This window comes from Caulobacter sp. DWP3-1-3b2 (assembly GCF_049896325.1).
Taxonomy (GTDB): Bacteria; Pseudomonadota; Alphaproteobacteria; order Caulobacterales; family Caulobacteraceae; genus Caulobacter.
The window spans coordinates 179,440-192,880 of the sequence record NZ_JAFCUB010000001.1 but is presented as its reverse complement, the minus strand read 5'-3'; the positions used below and the strand labels follow the sequence as shown (position 1 = coordinate 192,880).

At 66.6% G+C, this 13,441-nt stretch carries 13 protein-coding genes; 6 read left to right on the top strand and 7 right to left on the bottom strand.

Annotation, left to right across the window (positions count from 1 at the left end; genetic code table 11):
- Positions 1-30: 30 nt before the first annotated feature.
- Positions 31-1,227, bottom strand: coding sequence for a CaiB/BaiF CoA transferase family protein (locus ACP7AG_RS00925; RefSeq protein ID WP_426010708.1), 1,197 nt, complete (start codon positions 1,225-1,227; stop codon positions 31-33).
- 121 nt (positions 1,228-1,348) lie between these two features.
- On the opposite strand from ACP7AG_RS00925, the gene ACP7AG_RS00920 reads away from it, so the two are divergent.
- The gene (locus ACP7AG_RS00920) at positions 1,349-1,954 is read left to right on the top strand and encodes a DUF4142 domain-containing protein (RefSeq protein ID WP_426029459.1); all 606 of its coding nucleotides are present in this window, start codon (positions 1,349-1,351) and stop codon (positions 1,952-1,954) included.
- Positions 1,955-1,960: 6 nt separating this feature from the next.
- Here the strand turns inward: ACP7AG_RS00920 and ACP7AG_RS00915 are convergent, their stop codons facing one another.
- Genes ACP7AG_RS00915 through ACP7AG_RS00905 form a run of 3 tightly spaced genes read right to left on the bottom strand, consistent with a single transcriptional unit; the run spans position 1,961 to position 6,886 of the window.
- Complete coding sequence (locus ACP7AG_RS00915; protein WP_426029458.1) at positions 1,961-2,383, bottom strand: PaaI family thioesterase; 423 nt, start codon at positions 2,381-2,383, stop codon at positions 1,961-1,963.
- Entirely contained in the window at positions 2,380-5,997 is a 3,618-nt protein-coding gene (locus ACP7AG_RS00910) for a M1 family aminopeptidase (RefSeq protein WP_426029457.1), read from the bottom strand. Before ACP7AG_RS00910 ends, ACP7AG_RS00915 begins: the two co-directional genes overlap by 4 nt.
- A gap of 10 nt (positions 5,998-6,007) precedes the next feature.
- Positions 6,008-6,886 (bottom strand): ABC transporter ATP-binding protein, encoded by an 879-nt coding sequence (locus tag ACP7AG_RS00905; protein WP_426029456.1) that lies wholly within the window; start codon positions 6,884-6,886, stop codon positions 6,008-6,010.
- Between the two features lie 206 nt (positions 6,887-7,092).
- Between ACP7AG_RS00905 and ACP7AG_RS00900 the strand changes: the two genes are divergently transcribed.
- The 3 genes from ACP7AG_RS00900 to ACP7AG_RS00890 are packed head-to-tail and all read left to right on the top strand — an operon-like array spanning position 7,093 to position 9,048.
- Positions 7,093-7,779 carry a fumarylacetoacetate hydrolase family protein gene (locus tag ACP7AG_RS00900; protein WP_426010701.1) on the top strand — a complete coding sequence of 229 codons (687 nt, stop codon included), beginning with the start codon at positions 7,093-7,095 and terminating at the stop codon, positions 7,777-7,779.
- An 8-nt stretch (positions 7,780-7,787) separates the two neighbouring features.
- Positions 7,788-8,429 carry a maleylacetoacetate isomerase gene (gene maiA, locus ACP7AG_RS00895; RefSeq protein ID WP_426010699.1) on the top strand — a complete coding sequence of 214 codons (642 nt, stop codon included), beginning with the start codon at positions 7,788-7,790 and terminating at the stop codon, positions 8,427-8,429.
- Positions 8,422-9,048, top strand: coding sequence for a carbonic anhydrase (locus tag ACP7AG_RS00890; RefSeq protein ID WP_426029455.1), 627 nt, complete (start codon positions 8,422-8,424; stop codon positions 9,046-9,048). The genes maiA and ACP7AG_RS00890 overlap by 8 nt, the downstream gene beginning before the upstream one ends.
- A gap of 13 nt (positions 9,049-9,061) precedes the next feature.
- On the opposite strand, the gene ACP7AG_RS00885 is transcribed toward ACP7AG_RS00890, so the two are convergent.
- From ACP7AG_RS00885 to ACP7AG_RS00875, 3 genes are all read right to left on the bottom strand, one after another.
- Complete coding sequence (locus tag ACP7AG_RS00885) at positions 9,062-10,048, bottom strand: hypothetical protein (RefSeq protein WP_426010696.1); 987 nt, start codon at positions 10,046-10,048, stop codon at positions 9,062-9,064.
- A 138-nt stretch (positions 10,049-10,186) separates the two neighbouring features.
- Positions 10,187-10,453, bottom strand: coding sequence for a VirB3 family type IV secretion system protein (locus ACP7AG_RS00880; RefSeq protein WP_426010694.1), 267 nt, complete (start codon positions 10,451-10,453; stop codon positions 10,187-10,189).
- Between the two features lies 1 nt (position 10,454).
- A complete protein-coding gene (locus ACP7AG_RS00875) occupies positions 10,455-10,727 on the bottom strand; it encodes a TrbC/VirB2 family protein (protein WP_426029454.1) in 273 nt (90 codons plus the stop codon).
- A gap of 372 nt (positions 10,728-11,099) precedes the next feature.
- On the opposite strand from ACP7AG_RS00875, the gene ACP7AG_RS00870 reads away from it, so the two are divergent.
- Both ACP7AG_RS00870 and ACP7AG_RS00865 read left to right on the top strand, forming a co-directional pair.
- A complete protein-coding gene (locus tag ACP7AG_RS00870; protein ID WP_426029453.1) occupies positions 11,100-12,446 on the top strand; it encodes a TolC family protein in 1,347 nt (448 codons plus the stop codon).
- Positions 12,443-13,441: a hypothetical protein gene (locus ACP7AG_RS00865; protein WP_426029452.1), complete on the top strand. Its 999-nt coding sequence runs from the start codon at positions 12,443-12,445 to the stop codon at positions 13,439-13,441. Before ACP7AG_RS00870 ends, ACP7AG_RS00865 begins: the two co-directional genes overlap by 4 nt.

Sequence of the window (13,441 nt, the reverse complement as noted above, 5' to 3'; positions counted from 1 at the left end):
GCCCAATTCCTGCCCCTGCGGGGGAGGACTTCAGATCACTCCCCGCGCCCGCAGCCCCGCGATCGCTTCCACCGACAGCCCCGCCACTTCGGCCAGCACCGCGTCCGTATGCTCGCCCAACCCTGGCCCCGGCCAACGCACGCCGCCCGGCGTTTCCGACAGCTTCGGGAAGGCGTTCTGCATCTTGACGGTCCCGAACACCGGGTGGGCCACCTCGACGATCGACTCGCGGGCGATGAACTGCGGATCCTTCAGCATGTCGGGCGCGCGATAGACCCGGCCAACCGCCAGTCCGGCCTCCTCCAGCAGCGGCAACAAGGTCTCGATGTCGTGCTCGACCGTCCAGCCGGCGATGGTGGCGTCGAGCTGGACCTGGTTCGCGCCGCGCGCCGCGTGGTCGCGATAGCGCGCGTCGATCGCCAGCTCCGGCCGGCCCATGGCGTCGCACAGGCGCTTGAACAGGCTGTCCTGGTTGGCGCCGATCAGGATCAATTCGCCGCTGCGCGTGGGATAGACGTTGGACGGGGCGATGCCGGGCAGGATGGCGCCGGACCGCTCGCGGACATAGCCTGACAGGTCATATTCGGTGATCAGGTTCTCCATCACCGTCAGCACGCTTTCATAGATCGCCGCATCCACCACCTGGCCTCGGCCCGTGGCGTGACGCGCGTGTATGGCTAGCATCACGCCCAGCGCCGCGTTGAGGCCCGCCAGGCTGTCGCCGATCGAGATGCCCGCCCGGGCCGGCGGGCGGTCGGGCTCGCCGGTGATGTGGCGCAGGCCGCCCATGGCCTCGCCGATCAGCGCGTAGCCCGCGCGGTGCGCATAGGGGCCGGTCTGGCCGAACCCCGAGACCCGAGCCATCACCAGGCCAGGATTGGTCTTGGCCAGGACGTCATAGCCCATGCCCCATTTCTCCAGCGTGCCGGGGCGGAAGTTCTCGACAACCACGTCGGCCGTATTGATCAGGGCGCGAGCCACGTCGCGGCCTTCGGGCGTGCGCAGATCCAGCGTCACGGACTTTTTGTTGCGGCCGATCACCGGCCACCAAGGCGAATGACCCTTGGGCTTGGTTCGGCCCCACTGGCGCATCGGATCGCCGACGCCCGGGTCTTCCAGCTTGATGACCTCGGCGCCGAAGTCGCCCAGCACCTGGCCGCAGAACGGCCCAGCGATCAGCGAACCCATCTCGATCACCCGAAGCTCGTCCAGAGGCGCCTTGGCCATGTTCTTCGTTCCCTCGACCATCACGGAACCATCACGGCCACGTGAAGTTGTATTGCCACGACGGCGCGGCGCGGCGCCTGAGCGATCAACGTTCTAGAAAAACGCGCAGGGAAAGAAAGCCATGACTCGCAAGCTTCTCATCGTTGGCGCCGCCTTCGCCGCCCTCAGCCTCGCCGCGTGCGGCCCCAAGGCCGACGAGACCAAGGGCGCCGCGACGCCGGCCGAACAGGCCGCGACTCCGGACGCCAACCCGGCGGCCACTGTTCCGACCCCGTCGGACGAGACCAAGGCCGCCACCTTCGTCGCCAAGGCCGCCGCCACCGACATGTACGAAGTCGAAGCGTCCAAGGTCGTCGCCAAACGCTCGACCAACGCCGAGGTGAAGAAATTCGCCATGATGATGGAAAAGGCTCACACCAAGACTACGGCTGATCTGAAGGCCGCCATCGCCGCCTCCGGCGCGATGATCACCCCGCCGACCGCCTTGCCCGCCGATCTGCAGGACAAGCTGGACGACTTGAACAAGTCCAGCGACGGCGACTTTGACAAGACCTATGCCGACGATCAGGTCGATGTGCATCAAGCAGCCCTGAACCTAATGCAACGCTACGCCCAAGACGGCGACACCGCGGCCATCAAGGCCTTCGCCGCCGCCACGGCCCCTGCCGTTCAGGAACATCTGAACATGGCCGAAGGCCTGAAGAACGGCTTCGACAAGGCCAAATAGAACGGCTCAAGGAATCGCGTAGGCGACCGTCGCCTTGGCGCAGGCTCGCTCGCGCGATTCCGACCAGATCAGGACATCGGCCGTCGCGATGAGGCGGCCGAGCTTGAGCAGGGCTCCTTCCGCGTAGAGATCCCCCGGCTTGGCGCCGCGCAGGAAGTGGATGGTGAGAGACGTGGTCACCGCCATCGCCACCTCGCCGATATGGGCCAGCACCAGGGCGTAGGCCGCCGTGTCGGCCATGGCCATCTGGGTCGGCCCCGAAATCAGGCCGCCCGGCCGCAGCGCCCGGGTGGCGAACGCCTGACGCATCAGCACCCGCCCCGGCTCCGCCTCGACCACCTCCGGCAGATGCGCCCCGGCCTCGGGAAAAGCCTTGGCCAGGACGGCGTTCAGAGCCACCGCATCGAGCTTCAGCGCCGCCTCGCTCATTTCATATCGACCTTGATGACATTGTCATCACCGTTGCGGTCGATGACCATATTGTAGGGATCCACTCCCGCCACCTTGGGGGCGACCTTGGTGACGAAGGTCAGGGTCTGGGTTCCTGAACGGATGGTCCGCCGCTCGATGGCGATCACCTTGTCGGGACCAAAGCCCTTCTTGCCCGGCTCCAGCGAGAACAGGCCGATGTCCATGGGCTCGCTCATTGGCGCCGCCTGTTCCCGACCGCGGCCCTCGGCATAGAGCTTTTTCGCGTCGATCATCAGAGTGACGTCGAACTGGCCGTCGGCACGCTTGCGGGCGCTGGCCGAGGTGGTCTTCAGGTCATACAGCGTGATCTTCTCGAACAGGTCGGTGATCAGAGCCTGCTTGTCGGCGGGGGCGTGGCGACGCAGGGCGGCCACCAGTTCTAGGGTGGTTGGGTAAGGCGGGCCCTTGAAGGCATAGCCGGTCAGCATCTCGCGCAGAGCGGCGTTGACGTTGTCCTCGCCGATCTCGTTGGCCAGCCGGTACATGACCAGCGAGCCCTTGTTGTAATAGATGTAGGGCTGCTCCTCGACGCGCTCGAGCGGCAGTTCCTCGATCACCTCGCCGCCCCGCGCCCGCAAATAGCGGTCCAGTTCATACTTCAGGAACTTGCGGATCATCGGCTCGCCGTAGGTCTTCTTCATGACCATCAGGGCCGAGTACTGGGCCAGGGTCTCGGCCAGAGCCGGCCCGCCCTGCTGGTCGGCGCCGATCAGCTGGTGGGCCCACCATTGGTGGGCGATCTCGTGCGCCCCGACATAGGTGACCATGTCGATCTTGGTCTGGTCCTGATACTTGGAGACAAAGCCGAGATTCTCCGACCACGGGATGGTGTTGGCGAACGACTGGGCGAAATTGCCATAGGCCGGGAACTCCAGATAACGCAGCTGGCGGAACTGGTAGGGGCTGAAATTAGCCTGGTCGTAATCCAGCGACCGCTTCATCGAGTCCAGCATCCGCTCAACGTTCCAGGCATGGGCTGGGTCGTAATAGATCGACAGCTGCACACCCTTGTAGGGCTCGGTGCGCACCGCGTAGCGCGCCGACTGGATCGAGAAGAAGTGCAGGATCGGAGCCTCGGTCACGAACCGGGCTGTCCGCCGATCGCCGGCTTTGGTCACCGGACCCGTCAGCTTGGCGCTTTCATGCCAGATACTCTCGGAGACCTTGTAGCCCGGCGCGATCGGCGTCTGATCGGCGTCGGTGGTGACGGTGATGTCGGCGGTCACCCAATCGCTATCGCGACGCAGGCCGTTGAAGGCGCGCGAGGGACCATCGCCCAGCTTGGCCATGCGAAGCTCGGCCGGCAGACCGTATTTGCGGCGCTTGGTGCGATCCTTCAAAAGGCCTGCGCGGTCCATGCCCAGGGTCGGGGCCAGGCCCTGATCGTTGATGAAGGTCCCGTTGTCGACCATGCCGGTGTCGGCCCCGCTATTGGGGAAACCCAGCTGGACGCGTGCGGTGCTGAACGACATCGAGCGACGCTCGCCCGGCTGCATCGGCGTGTCGAAGGCGAAAATCCGGTAGTTAAAGCGTTCGAAGGTCTTTTTCGGCCGAGCCCCCTCGATCGACAGGGCCAGCACCTTCAGGTCGCGATCGAAGCGGATGTGGATTTCGCGCAGCGGCTTGTCGGTGCGGTTCTCGATCTCGTAGACACCCTTGGTGTCGATGCGCGGCATGCCAGGCCGAATGCTGACATCGAGAGTCACCGCGATGATCTTCGGCTGCGGCGTGTTCTCGAACGGCAGCAGGGCCTTTTCGTAGTCGGCCTGCCAGCGCTCGTTGCCGAGGCTGGTGCGGTACGGATTCCAGATGTTGGTGTTGAGGTAGATGAACCCGCCCAGGCCTACAAACACCAGCAGGGCGCCGCCGGCGATCAGGCCGGGCCGCCCCATCAGCCGACGCGGCAAGGCCGCCAGGCGAGGCCGCAACCGGGTCTCGGTCCCTCGCCGCCAAAGGACATGGCACAGCACCAGCAGTAGCACCGCGCAGGCCGCCCAGTAGAGCCGGAACCACCAGGCCCCCACCCAGAACCGGCTCAGTCCATTGAAGTCTGAGATCGGGACCATGGGCGCGCTGGCATAGAGATAGAGGTTGTGTTCCAGACCCCAGCTGGACGCCACGATCGTGCCGATGATGTAGAGCACCATCAGGCCCCAGCCGACGAACTTGTGCGGCGAGATGACTTGCAGGAACACCGCTAGCACGGCCACCAGCAAACAGTCGACAGTCTGCGGCAGCACCCACCAGACCAGGTAGTTTCCCAGTTCCAGATGGGTATAGCCCTTGGCCAGTTGCATGCCGATCGACACCGCGACGCTGATCAGGAAGGTCGAGGTCAGGACCAAGGCGATGGCCAGGGTCTTGGGGGCCACGAAGGCCCAATCGGGGATCGGCGTGGCGTCGATCAGTTCGTGCGTCTTGCGATCCTGCTCGCGCCAGACCAGTTCGCCGGCATAGAAGGCGGCGATGATCATGGTCATGAACGGGAAGATGCCGTTCATGGCGCCGATCATGATCCGGGTGACCGGATAGACCGCCCCGCCATAGAGGCTGTCGTCCGTCGCGTACCAGAGATTGACCAGGGCCAGCACGGCGGCCAGGCCGACCAGGACCAGATAGGCGGGGCTCAGGAAAACCTGCTGGGCGTCCAGGCGGGCGCGAACCCACAGCTGCGTCCAGCGTGAGATCGCGTCGAAACGCGGCGGGGCATGGACCGTGGTTGTCGTGGGCGGTTGGACCTCCGCTTGGCTCTTGTCGCGCCGCCCTGTCGCGCCCTCGGTCTTGCGCGTGTCGAACAGCCAGTAGCCGGCCGCGAGAATGGCCAGGGCGAGCGCTGTCCACAGCAGGCGGTTGGCCAGCAGATAGCCCGTGAGCGGCGGGGTCAGGGTGTTGCGCTCGGCCGCCGTCCAGTAGAGCGTCGCCAGTCGGAAGGCGCCGCCGCCGAACGGGTCGAACAGGGCGGCGATCCGTTCCAGGCCGGGCTGGCGAAGGAATACGCCGCCCATGAACTGCAGGGCCATGAAGGCGATGACGCCGACATAGGTCCACATCATCGATCGCGTCACCGTGGTCAGGGCGAAGAAGATCGCCGAGGTCAGGAAGATCGCCGGCAAAGCCAGGGCCAGGTAGGCAAAGGCGTAGTGGCCGATCACGAAGGAGCCGAGGGTCTCCGGATCGACCCATGGCATCAGCGTGCCCAGAAGCATGCCGGCTGGAACCGCCAGGAAGGACAGGGCGGCGGCCGCGAAGGCGCCGGTAAACCGGCCATAGAGGTAGTCGAACTTCGACAGACGCGTGGATCGCAGGATACCCGCAAAGCCGGTGTCGTCGTCGCGCACCACGATATTGGCCACGAAGGCCGTCGTGACGAACATGAAGACGAGGGCGAAGAACAGGTGACCGCCGGCGATCGCCGTCGCGGCGTTCTTGTGGACGTTGCCCGAGGATCCGATGTTGATATTGCTGGACGCCACCGTTCCAAACGCCATCAGGAAGAAGATGAATGTTCCCACCCAGAATACCGGCTGGCGCGCCTGGTAGCGGAACTCGAAGGCGGCGACTTTTCCGAACATGCCCACGCCCTTAGGCTGCTCGCCGGGTATTGGAGAGGGTGGAGAAGTAAACGTCTTCCAGACCGCCCTCCACCTGGGCGAAGCCCGCGCCGGGGTCTTGGTCGGCCAGGACGTGGATCACGGTGCGGCCGCCCAGCAGGCGGGTGGAAATGACCTGATACCGATCCTTGGCGGCTTCGAGGTCGGCCTTGTCGATGGTCTTGCGCCAGATCCGGCCGGCCAGTTGGGCCACCAACTCGGAGGGCGCGCCCTCGCGCACGATGCGGCCTTCGCAGATGATCGCCATGGCCGGGCAGAGGTCCGACACGTCCTCGACGATGTGGGTCGACAGGATCACCACCACGTTCTCGCCGATCTCGGACAGCAGGTTGAGGAAGCGGTTGCGCTCCTCCGGGTCGAGGCCGGCGGTCGGCTCATCGACGATGATCAGGCGCGGATCGCCGATCAGGGCCTGGGCGATGCCGAAGCGCTGGCGCATGCCGCCCGAGAATCCGGCGATGGCCTTCTTGCGCACGGTCCACAGATTGACCTGGTTCAGCAGGCTCTCGACGACGTCCTTGCGCTCCTTGGCGCCGGAAATGCCCTTGAGCACCGCCATGTGGTCGAGCATGTCGTAGGCGGAAACCCGGGGATAGACGCCAAAATCCTGAGGCAGATAGCCCAGTGTCCGCCGCAGCAGGTCAGGCGACTTGAGCACGTCGATGTCGCCGAAGCGGATGTGGCCGGAGGTCGGGGCCTGCAGGGTGGCGACGGTGCGCATCAGGGTCGACTTGCCCGCACCGTTCGGGCCAAGCAGGCCGTACATGCCGCGCGGGATCGTCAGGCTGACCTCGTCGAGGGCTTTCACGCCATTGGCGTAGACGTGGGTCAGGTTCTCGATGATCAGCATCGTTGGTCCAAGGTCCCTGCGATTCCGGGTCTGTCGGGTTTTCGCCACAATTGTCTCACCCGTCATGACTCGTCGTCGCCTGTCGGGGCAAGTGAAAGAACGTCTAGACGCGGGACTTGGGTAGGATGTTTCAGGAACATGTCCTGCGGAAGGCTTTTCACGGCGGCGGTCTTTTGGCGACGCGGGTTTGAGGTTAATCAGACGGCATGACCCACTTCGCCTTTCCCCCGCCCGCCCCGCCCACGGTCCCGGTCGAAGGGAGCGACGCGGTCTTTCCCGTAAGGCGCATTCTCTGCGTCGGCCGCAACTATGCCGCCCACCGGCGCGAGATGGGCGGCGACGACCGCGACCCGCCGTTCTTCTTCGCCAAACCCGCCGACGCGGTCGTGGTGCTGACAGCGCCAGGCAAGGTTCCCTACCCGCCAGCAACCCACGACCTGCACCACGAGATCGAACTGGTGGTGGCCCTGAAGTCGGGCGGCGCCAACATTGCTGTCGAGGCGGCGATGGACCATGTGTTCGGCTACGCGGTCGGCGTCGACCTGACCCGCCGCGACCTGCAGGCCGCCGCCAAGGCCAAGGGCCAGCCGTGGGACGCCGCCAAGGGCTTCGACGCCAGCGCCCCGATCACCGCCATCCGCCCGATCGACCAGGCCAGCGTCGACGGCGCCATCCGCCTGTCGGTCAACGGCCAGGAGCGCCAGCTCGGCCAGATCGCCGACATGATCTGGACCATCCCGGAAGTGATCGCCGAGGCCTCCAAACTTTGGACCCTGATGGCCGGCGACCTGATCTTCACCGGCACCCCCGAGGGCGTCGCCGCCATCGGGCGGGGCGACACGGTGACGGGCGAGGTCGAGGGCGTGGGCCAGCTTATCTTCACGGTAGTCTGAGGCGGCGCATGAAACTCACCCTGCACAGCGCCTGGCGGGCCAGCGCGCCCTATCGCGTTCGGATTGGCTTGAACCTCAAGGGGCTCGCCTATGAGGTCGCCCCCGTCGATTTGGTCCACAGCCAGCACCACGAAGCCGCCTATGTCGCGCTCAACGCCCAGCGGCTTTTGCCGACGCTCGAAGTGGACGGCAGGGCTCTGACCCAAAGCCTGGCGATCCTGGAATGGCTGGACGAGACGGTTCCCGAGCCCCGCCTGCTGCCTGCCGACCCGTTCGACCGCGCCGTGGTCCGCGCCATGGCCGAGATCGTCGCTTGCGACATCCATCCATTGAACAACCTGCGCATCCTGCGGGCCCTGACCGGACTGGGCGTCGAGGAGCCGGCGCGTAACGCCTGGGCCACGCGCTGGATCACCGACGGCTTCACCGCGCTGGAGCCCATGGTGGCCAAACATGGCCGAGGCTTCGCCTTTGGCGATGCGCCCGGCCTGGCCGATTGCTGCCTGGTTCCGCAGATCTATAACGCCGAACGCTTCAAGGTGGACCTGACGCCGTTTCCAGCGATCCGCGCCGTCGCCGCGCGGGCCGCCGAGCATCCGACCATCGCCGCCGCCCATCCCAACCTCCAGCCGGACGCCCTCCATGCTTGAAGACCTCAAGAACAACAATCTGGCCTGGTCGCTGCGCAAGACCGAGGCCGACCCGCAGTTCTTCAAGCGACTGGAAGGCCAGCAGAGCCCGGAATATCTGTGGATCGGCTGCAGCGACAGCCGCGTGCCGGCCAACGACATCGTCGGGCTGGACCCGGGCGAGCTGTTCGTCCACCGCAACGTCGCCAACCTAGCCCCGCCGCAGGATGCGAACTATCTCAGCGTGCTGCAGTTCGCGGTCGATGTGCTCAAGGTCAAGCACGTGATGGTCGTGGGCCACTATGGCTGCGGCGGCGTGGCGGCGGCGATCGACGGCCAGCGGCGTGGTCTGGTCGATCACTGGCTGCACCCGATCCGCGAGGTTCACGCCGAGCACAAGCACGAGCTCGCCGCACTGCCGACGCAGAAGGACAAGCTCAACCGCCTGTGCGAGCTGAACGTCATCCGCCAGGTCCGCAACGTCGCCTCCGACGTCTTCGTCCACGACGCCTGGGCGCGCGGCCAACCCGTGTCGGTGCACGGCTGGGTCTATTCCCTGGCCAACGGCCTGGTGAACGACCTCGATGTCGGGATTTCCAGCCTGGAGGACTACGAGCGGGTGGCCAGCGGGCCGTGTTGATCGCCTCGTTAGATCAGGCGTGCAGGAACACGTAGGCATATAGCGGCACACAGAGGACCAGCAGCGTCCGCCCGGTCATCACCAGGCGCGACAACTTGCGATCGTTGAAGCTGTTGTGCCGTCCGCTGAACAGGAAGGGCATCGTTTTCCACGGGAAGTTTGACGAGACGCCGGCCCACAGGGATCTAGCCAGCGAGCCGGGATTCTCCAGGCGCTCAAGCCTGGACATCACCAGCACCAGCGTGATCCCGTAGACCATCCCGACCAGCCAGGCGACGAAGAAGATCGGCAACATCGTGTGGCCGACGTCGCCCTGATGCAAATCGAAGCGGAACGGCGTGGTCCCCGCCGTGCGGGTGAACATCAACGGCGGCTGGTCGCCCGGGTGGCCACGCTTGGCGCATTCGGACCCGAGGTGTTCATTGCGCGTCGGGCCAGGCCAGATGGCCGACATCGGCATCATGTCGCAAAGGTTCAGCGACGAGACGAGGGGCCGGCGCAGATCGGCGTAGGCCTGGCCGGGCAGGCTGCCGATCCAGGCCTCGACGGCGTTGACGTCCTCGACCTTGCAGACGAAGCCGACCCGGTTGATGGCGCTTTCGACCTCGCGAACCCGGTCGGCCAGCCGGTCGGGGTCGGTGTCCATTAAGGTCACCGTCGGCGTGAAATAGCCGATCGAGGCGTAGTCGCCACCGAGGATGACCAACGCCGCATCGGCGTCCATCGACTTGGCCGCCGCGTCGGGATCCTCCAGGACCGAGGGCTCCCGGGTGATGGCCTCCTTCAGCAGCGCCATGACGCCCTTGCGCTTGGCGAACCAGCGCTTGCGGACTGTGGTCACCGCCTTGAGGGCGTCTTCTCTTGTCGAGGGGCAGGAAGCGGCACACCCAGCGGTCGTTTTGCCCAGCTCGTTCAGGCGGTCCAGCAAGCCCGGCGAGGAGGTCGCCGGATAGGCGCGCACCGAGGTGGTTCGCACATAGCCGCCGCCCAGGCGCGGCACGAGGTCCCCCTGGAAATCGTCGTCCGTCAGGAAGGCGTCAAGATTAGGCCGGGGTCTCCGGCGCCTTAACGTAGTGGCGCTTGGTGGAGATGCGCTGGATAGGGTTCGGTCGCGCGCCGACGAAGGGCGCGCCCGTCGTCAGGCGTCCAGGTAGGGCCGTTGGCGGATGTGCCGCCCGAGGGCGTCGAAGAAGTAGGGGTCGCGCTTGTTGAGCCAGTGGCAGGCTCCGTGGATGGCCAGGCCGATCGGGATGCTGATCAGGGGAACCTGGAGGCCCAGCGCCAGGACGGCCGTCAGAGTGCCGTTCAGCACAGCGATCATTTGCGGAACGCCCGCGATCGTCACCGGCTCCGAAAGGGAGCTGTGGAAGGCGATCTCCAAACCCTCGATTTCCGACTGCGCCACCTCAGAACGCCGCTCCGGCGGTGGGGTTGAAGAAGGTGCTGACGAAGGTCGTGGCGGTGAAGGCGATGGCGATGATGCCGACAGCCTTGGCGACGGGACCGCAGAGCGACTGCATCACCATGGTGAGCGGGCCCTCCCATGGCATGGCGGTGCCGCCGCCAGCCACCCCCGCTGGGGTGGCCAGAAACAGGCCGACACTGGCGGCGAGCATCACGGCATGGGCGGCTCGACCGAAACGAAGCGGCGCGGACGAGACATTTCGGATCGGATTCATGGGTGGGGTCTCCCGATGCCGACGCCCGCGAACGCCGGGCTACCCACGACTGAAACCCAAGGAAGTCTAGCTCAAACACTCTTTTTATCTAAAAAGTGCGTTCAGTGCGTTTTGCACAGTCCTGCCCGCTCCTGGCCCTCGAGCGTCACGGCGCGAGGGGAGGGACCATAGCGTTCACGTAGTAGGATGGCCTAACGGTGGCGAACCTCCGGCTTCCCCGGGCTGAGCGCCCAGTCTTTCTTGGGAATCGACAAGGTGCAGGCGTGACCGACCGAAGCCATAAGCGGACCAGCGACCGCCCGTCGCGGGGGCGCTCGTTCCGTGAAGTCGACTCTCATTGTCCTGCTCAGCGCCCTGTCTCTATCAGCCTGCGTGAGCTACGCGCCCGCGCCGGTGGAGCCGTCGGCCTTGGCAGTGGAGGCTCGGACCCGAACTCTGAATCTGGGGCAGGTTCGCGACAAGGTGGCGTCAATCGCTCCCGACGCGACCTGGAGCGGCCCCCGCCTGGATCGTCTGGCGCTCTTCGCGAGCGCGCTGCTCAATAACCCTGACATCGCCGCCTCGAGCGCGGGCGTCGACAGCGCCCTGGCAGCGGCCAAGGCGTCTCGCGTCGGCCCGGCCGCGACGTTCACGCTGAGCGCCGAGTACGCCCGCAGCGCGGCCGAAAGTTCCCCCTGGCTGCTCGGTGGGGCGCTCGACGTCCCCCTCGACCTGGGCGCCCGCCGCCAGGCCCGGCTAACCAGCTTCGATCTCGCCGTCGATATCGCGCGTTACGACCAGGCCGACAGAATCTGGTCGGTCCGCATGGCCGTCCGACGGGCGTTAGCCGATTACTTCATCGCGGAACGCCAGGCCGTCGCCTACGAGCGCGTAGCCCAGGTGCGGGCGCGCCAGCTGGCGGCGATGGAGAATCGGGTCAACGCGGGGGAAGCGTCGCGCGCCGAACTGGAGCGCGTCCGCGCTGATGGGGCCGACGCCGTTCGTCGTGCCGCCGACGCCAACAGCAATGCTCGCGCCGCCATCAAGTCACTTGCCGCCGCTTTGGGCGTACCATTCGAGGCCCTGAACGGGCTCGCCCTAACCTGGGCGGGTTTCGATGAGCCAACTGATGATCCCGGCGCGCGGGTGACGGACGATTCTCGCGTCGGGGCCATCCTGTCCCGGGCTGACGTGCTCAAGGCGGTAGCCGCCTATGATCAGGCCGAAGCCGACCTTCGCGCGGAGGTCGCACGCCAATACCCGGCGATCAGTATTGCGCCCGGCTACACCTGGGAGCGCGGTCTGGTGAAAATCCCAGTGTCCGTTGGTCTGGTATTGCCGCCCCTCGACCTCAATCGCGGCGCCATCGCGACCGCGCAGGCCAAGCGGACAGAAGCCGGACGGAAGCTGGAGGCCGTTGTGTCCACATCGCAGGCGGCCATCGACGCGGGATTGGCCGAGACCCACGCCGCGCGCGAGGCGCTCACTCGCGTGAGGCGGGTCGAACTCGTCGCTGCGGCCCGCCTTGCCGCCCAGGCAGATCGCGAATTGGCGCAGGGGGCCATCGACCGCACGGATTGGGCCGCCGCTCAGGCCGGCGCCCTTCTCGCCCGCATCTCCGAACTTGACGCTCTGGCCCGTGTGCATGCCGCCGACGCCAGTCTTGAAGACGCTCTTCGCGGACCCTTGGAAGGACCCGAGACGATGATCGTGGACACCGCCTCGAGGAGCCGCCCATGAGCCGTTACAGCGCCGCCGGCTGGGCTGCCGTAGGCGCCGCGACGGCAGCGCTGGCGATTTTCGGCGCTTCGGCGCATCGCACGGCGCCAAGCGCCTCGGTGGAGGAAGGAGTTGGGGGGACCGCGTCCCTGGCCACCCTCGTCGATGGCGAGGTTCGGCTCAGCGCCGCGCAACAGGAGCGGGCGGGCTTGCGCGTGGCGCCCTTAGCGGCCGGAGGCGCGCCACAGATCAAGCAGGGTTTCGCGCGAGGACTGGATGTCAGCACCCTCGCCGCGATCAATGCTGAAATTGCCACAGCGCGCGCGGCCGCCGTTGCCTCCAAGGCCGAGGCGCGCCGCCTTGTCGCTCTGGCCGCACAGGATCAGAGCGCGTCGGCGCGGGCGGTAGAAGCCGCCCGCGCCCAGGCCGCCGCCGATGCGGCGCGGACAGATCTCGCCGAACGCCGCGTCGGACTCGAATTCGGCGCGGGGCTGGCGCGACTGGATCTGGCCGCCCGTCAAAGGCTGCTGGGCGAGATCGCGGCCGGAAAGGCTGCCCTGGTGCGGATCGATGTCCCCGGCGCATCGTCGAGGGACGGCTCGCGGGTGATCGTCGCCGACGGCGGCATCACCGCTTCCGTCAGTGTGCTCGGTCCGGCGGCGGCGGCGGACCCCCGGCTGCAAAGCGCCGGCCTGCTGGCCATCGTCCGCGGTCCGATGGCACGGTCCGCCACAGTCGGGCGCGTGCTGGCCGCGAGCCTGGAACAGTCTTCCACAGAGCCCGGGGTCATCGTTCCTCGGGAAGCCCTGGTGCGGTGGCGCAATGCCGTATGGGCCTACCGTCGCACGGCCCCCGGTGTGTTTGTCCGGCGTGAGCTGGTGGACGCCCGTCCGATCGCGAGCGGCTGGTTCGTCACAACGGGCTTTTCCCCCGGCGACGTGGTCGCGGTAGGCGGCGGCGCGGGAACACTGCTCGCCATCGAACGCGGCGGCGAGCAGCCCGGCGAGAAAGACTAG

Excerpts from the sequence above, each read along its gene's own strand:
- maiA (WP_426010699.1), top strand. The coding sequence starts at position 7,788 with ATGAAACTCACCCTGCACAGCGCCTGGCGGGCCAGCGCGCCCTATCGC.
- ACP7AG_RS00910 (WP_426029457.1), bottom strand. The coding sequence starts at position 5,997 with ATGTTCGGAAAAGTCGCCGCCTTCGAGTTCCGCTACCAGGCGCGCCAG.
- ACP7AG_RS00890 (WP_426029455.1), top strand. The coding sequence starts at position 8,422 with ATGCTTGAAGACCTCAAGAACAACAATCTGGCCTGGTCGCTGCGCAAG.
- ACP7AG_RS00920 (WP_426029459.1), top strand. The coding sequence starts at position 1,349 with ATGACTCGCAAGCTTCTCATCGTTGGCGCCGCCTTCGCCGCCCTCAGC.
- ACP7AG_RS00915 (WP_426029458.1), bottom strand. The coding sequence starts at position 2,383 with ATGAGCGAGGCGGCGCTGAAGCTCGATGCGGTGGCTCTGAACGCCGTC.
- ACP7AG_RS00905 (WP_426029456.1), bottom strand. The coding sequence starts at position 6,886 with ATGCTGATCATCGAGAACCTGACCCACGTCTACGCCAATGGCGTGAAA.
- ACP7AG_RS00875 (WP_426029454.1), bottom strand. The coding sequence starts at position 10,727 with ATGAATCCGATCCGAAATGTCTCGTCCGCGCCGCTTCGTTTCGGTCGA.
- ACP7AG_RS00900 (WP_426010701.1), top strand. The coding sequence starts at position 7,093 with ATGACCCACTTCGCCTTTCCCCCGCCCGCCCCGCCCACGGTCCCGGTC.
- ACP7AG_RS00865 (WP_426029452.1), top strand. The coding sequence starts at position 12,443 with ATGAGCCGTTACAGCGCCGCCGGCTGGGCTGCCGTAGGCGCCGCGACG.
- ACP7AG_RS00925 (WP_426010708.1), bottom strand. The coding sequence starts at position 1,227 with ATGGCCAAGGCGCCTCTGGACGAGCTTCGGGTGATCGAGATGGGTTCG.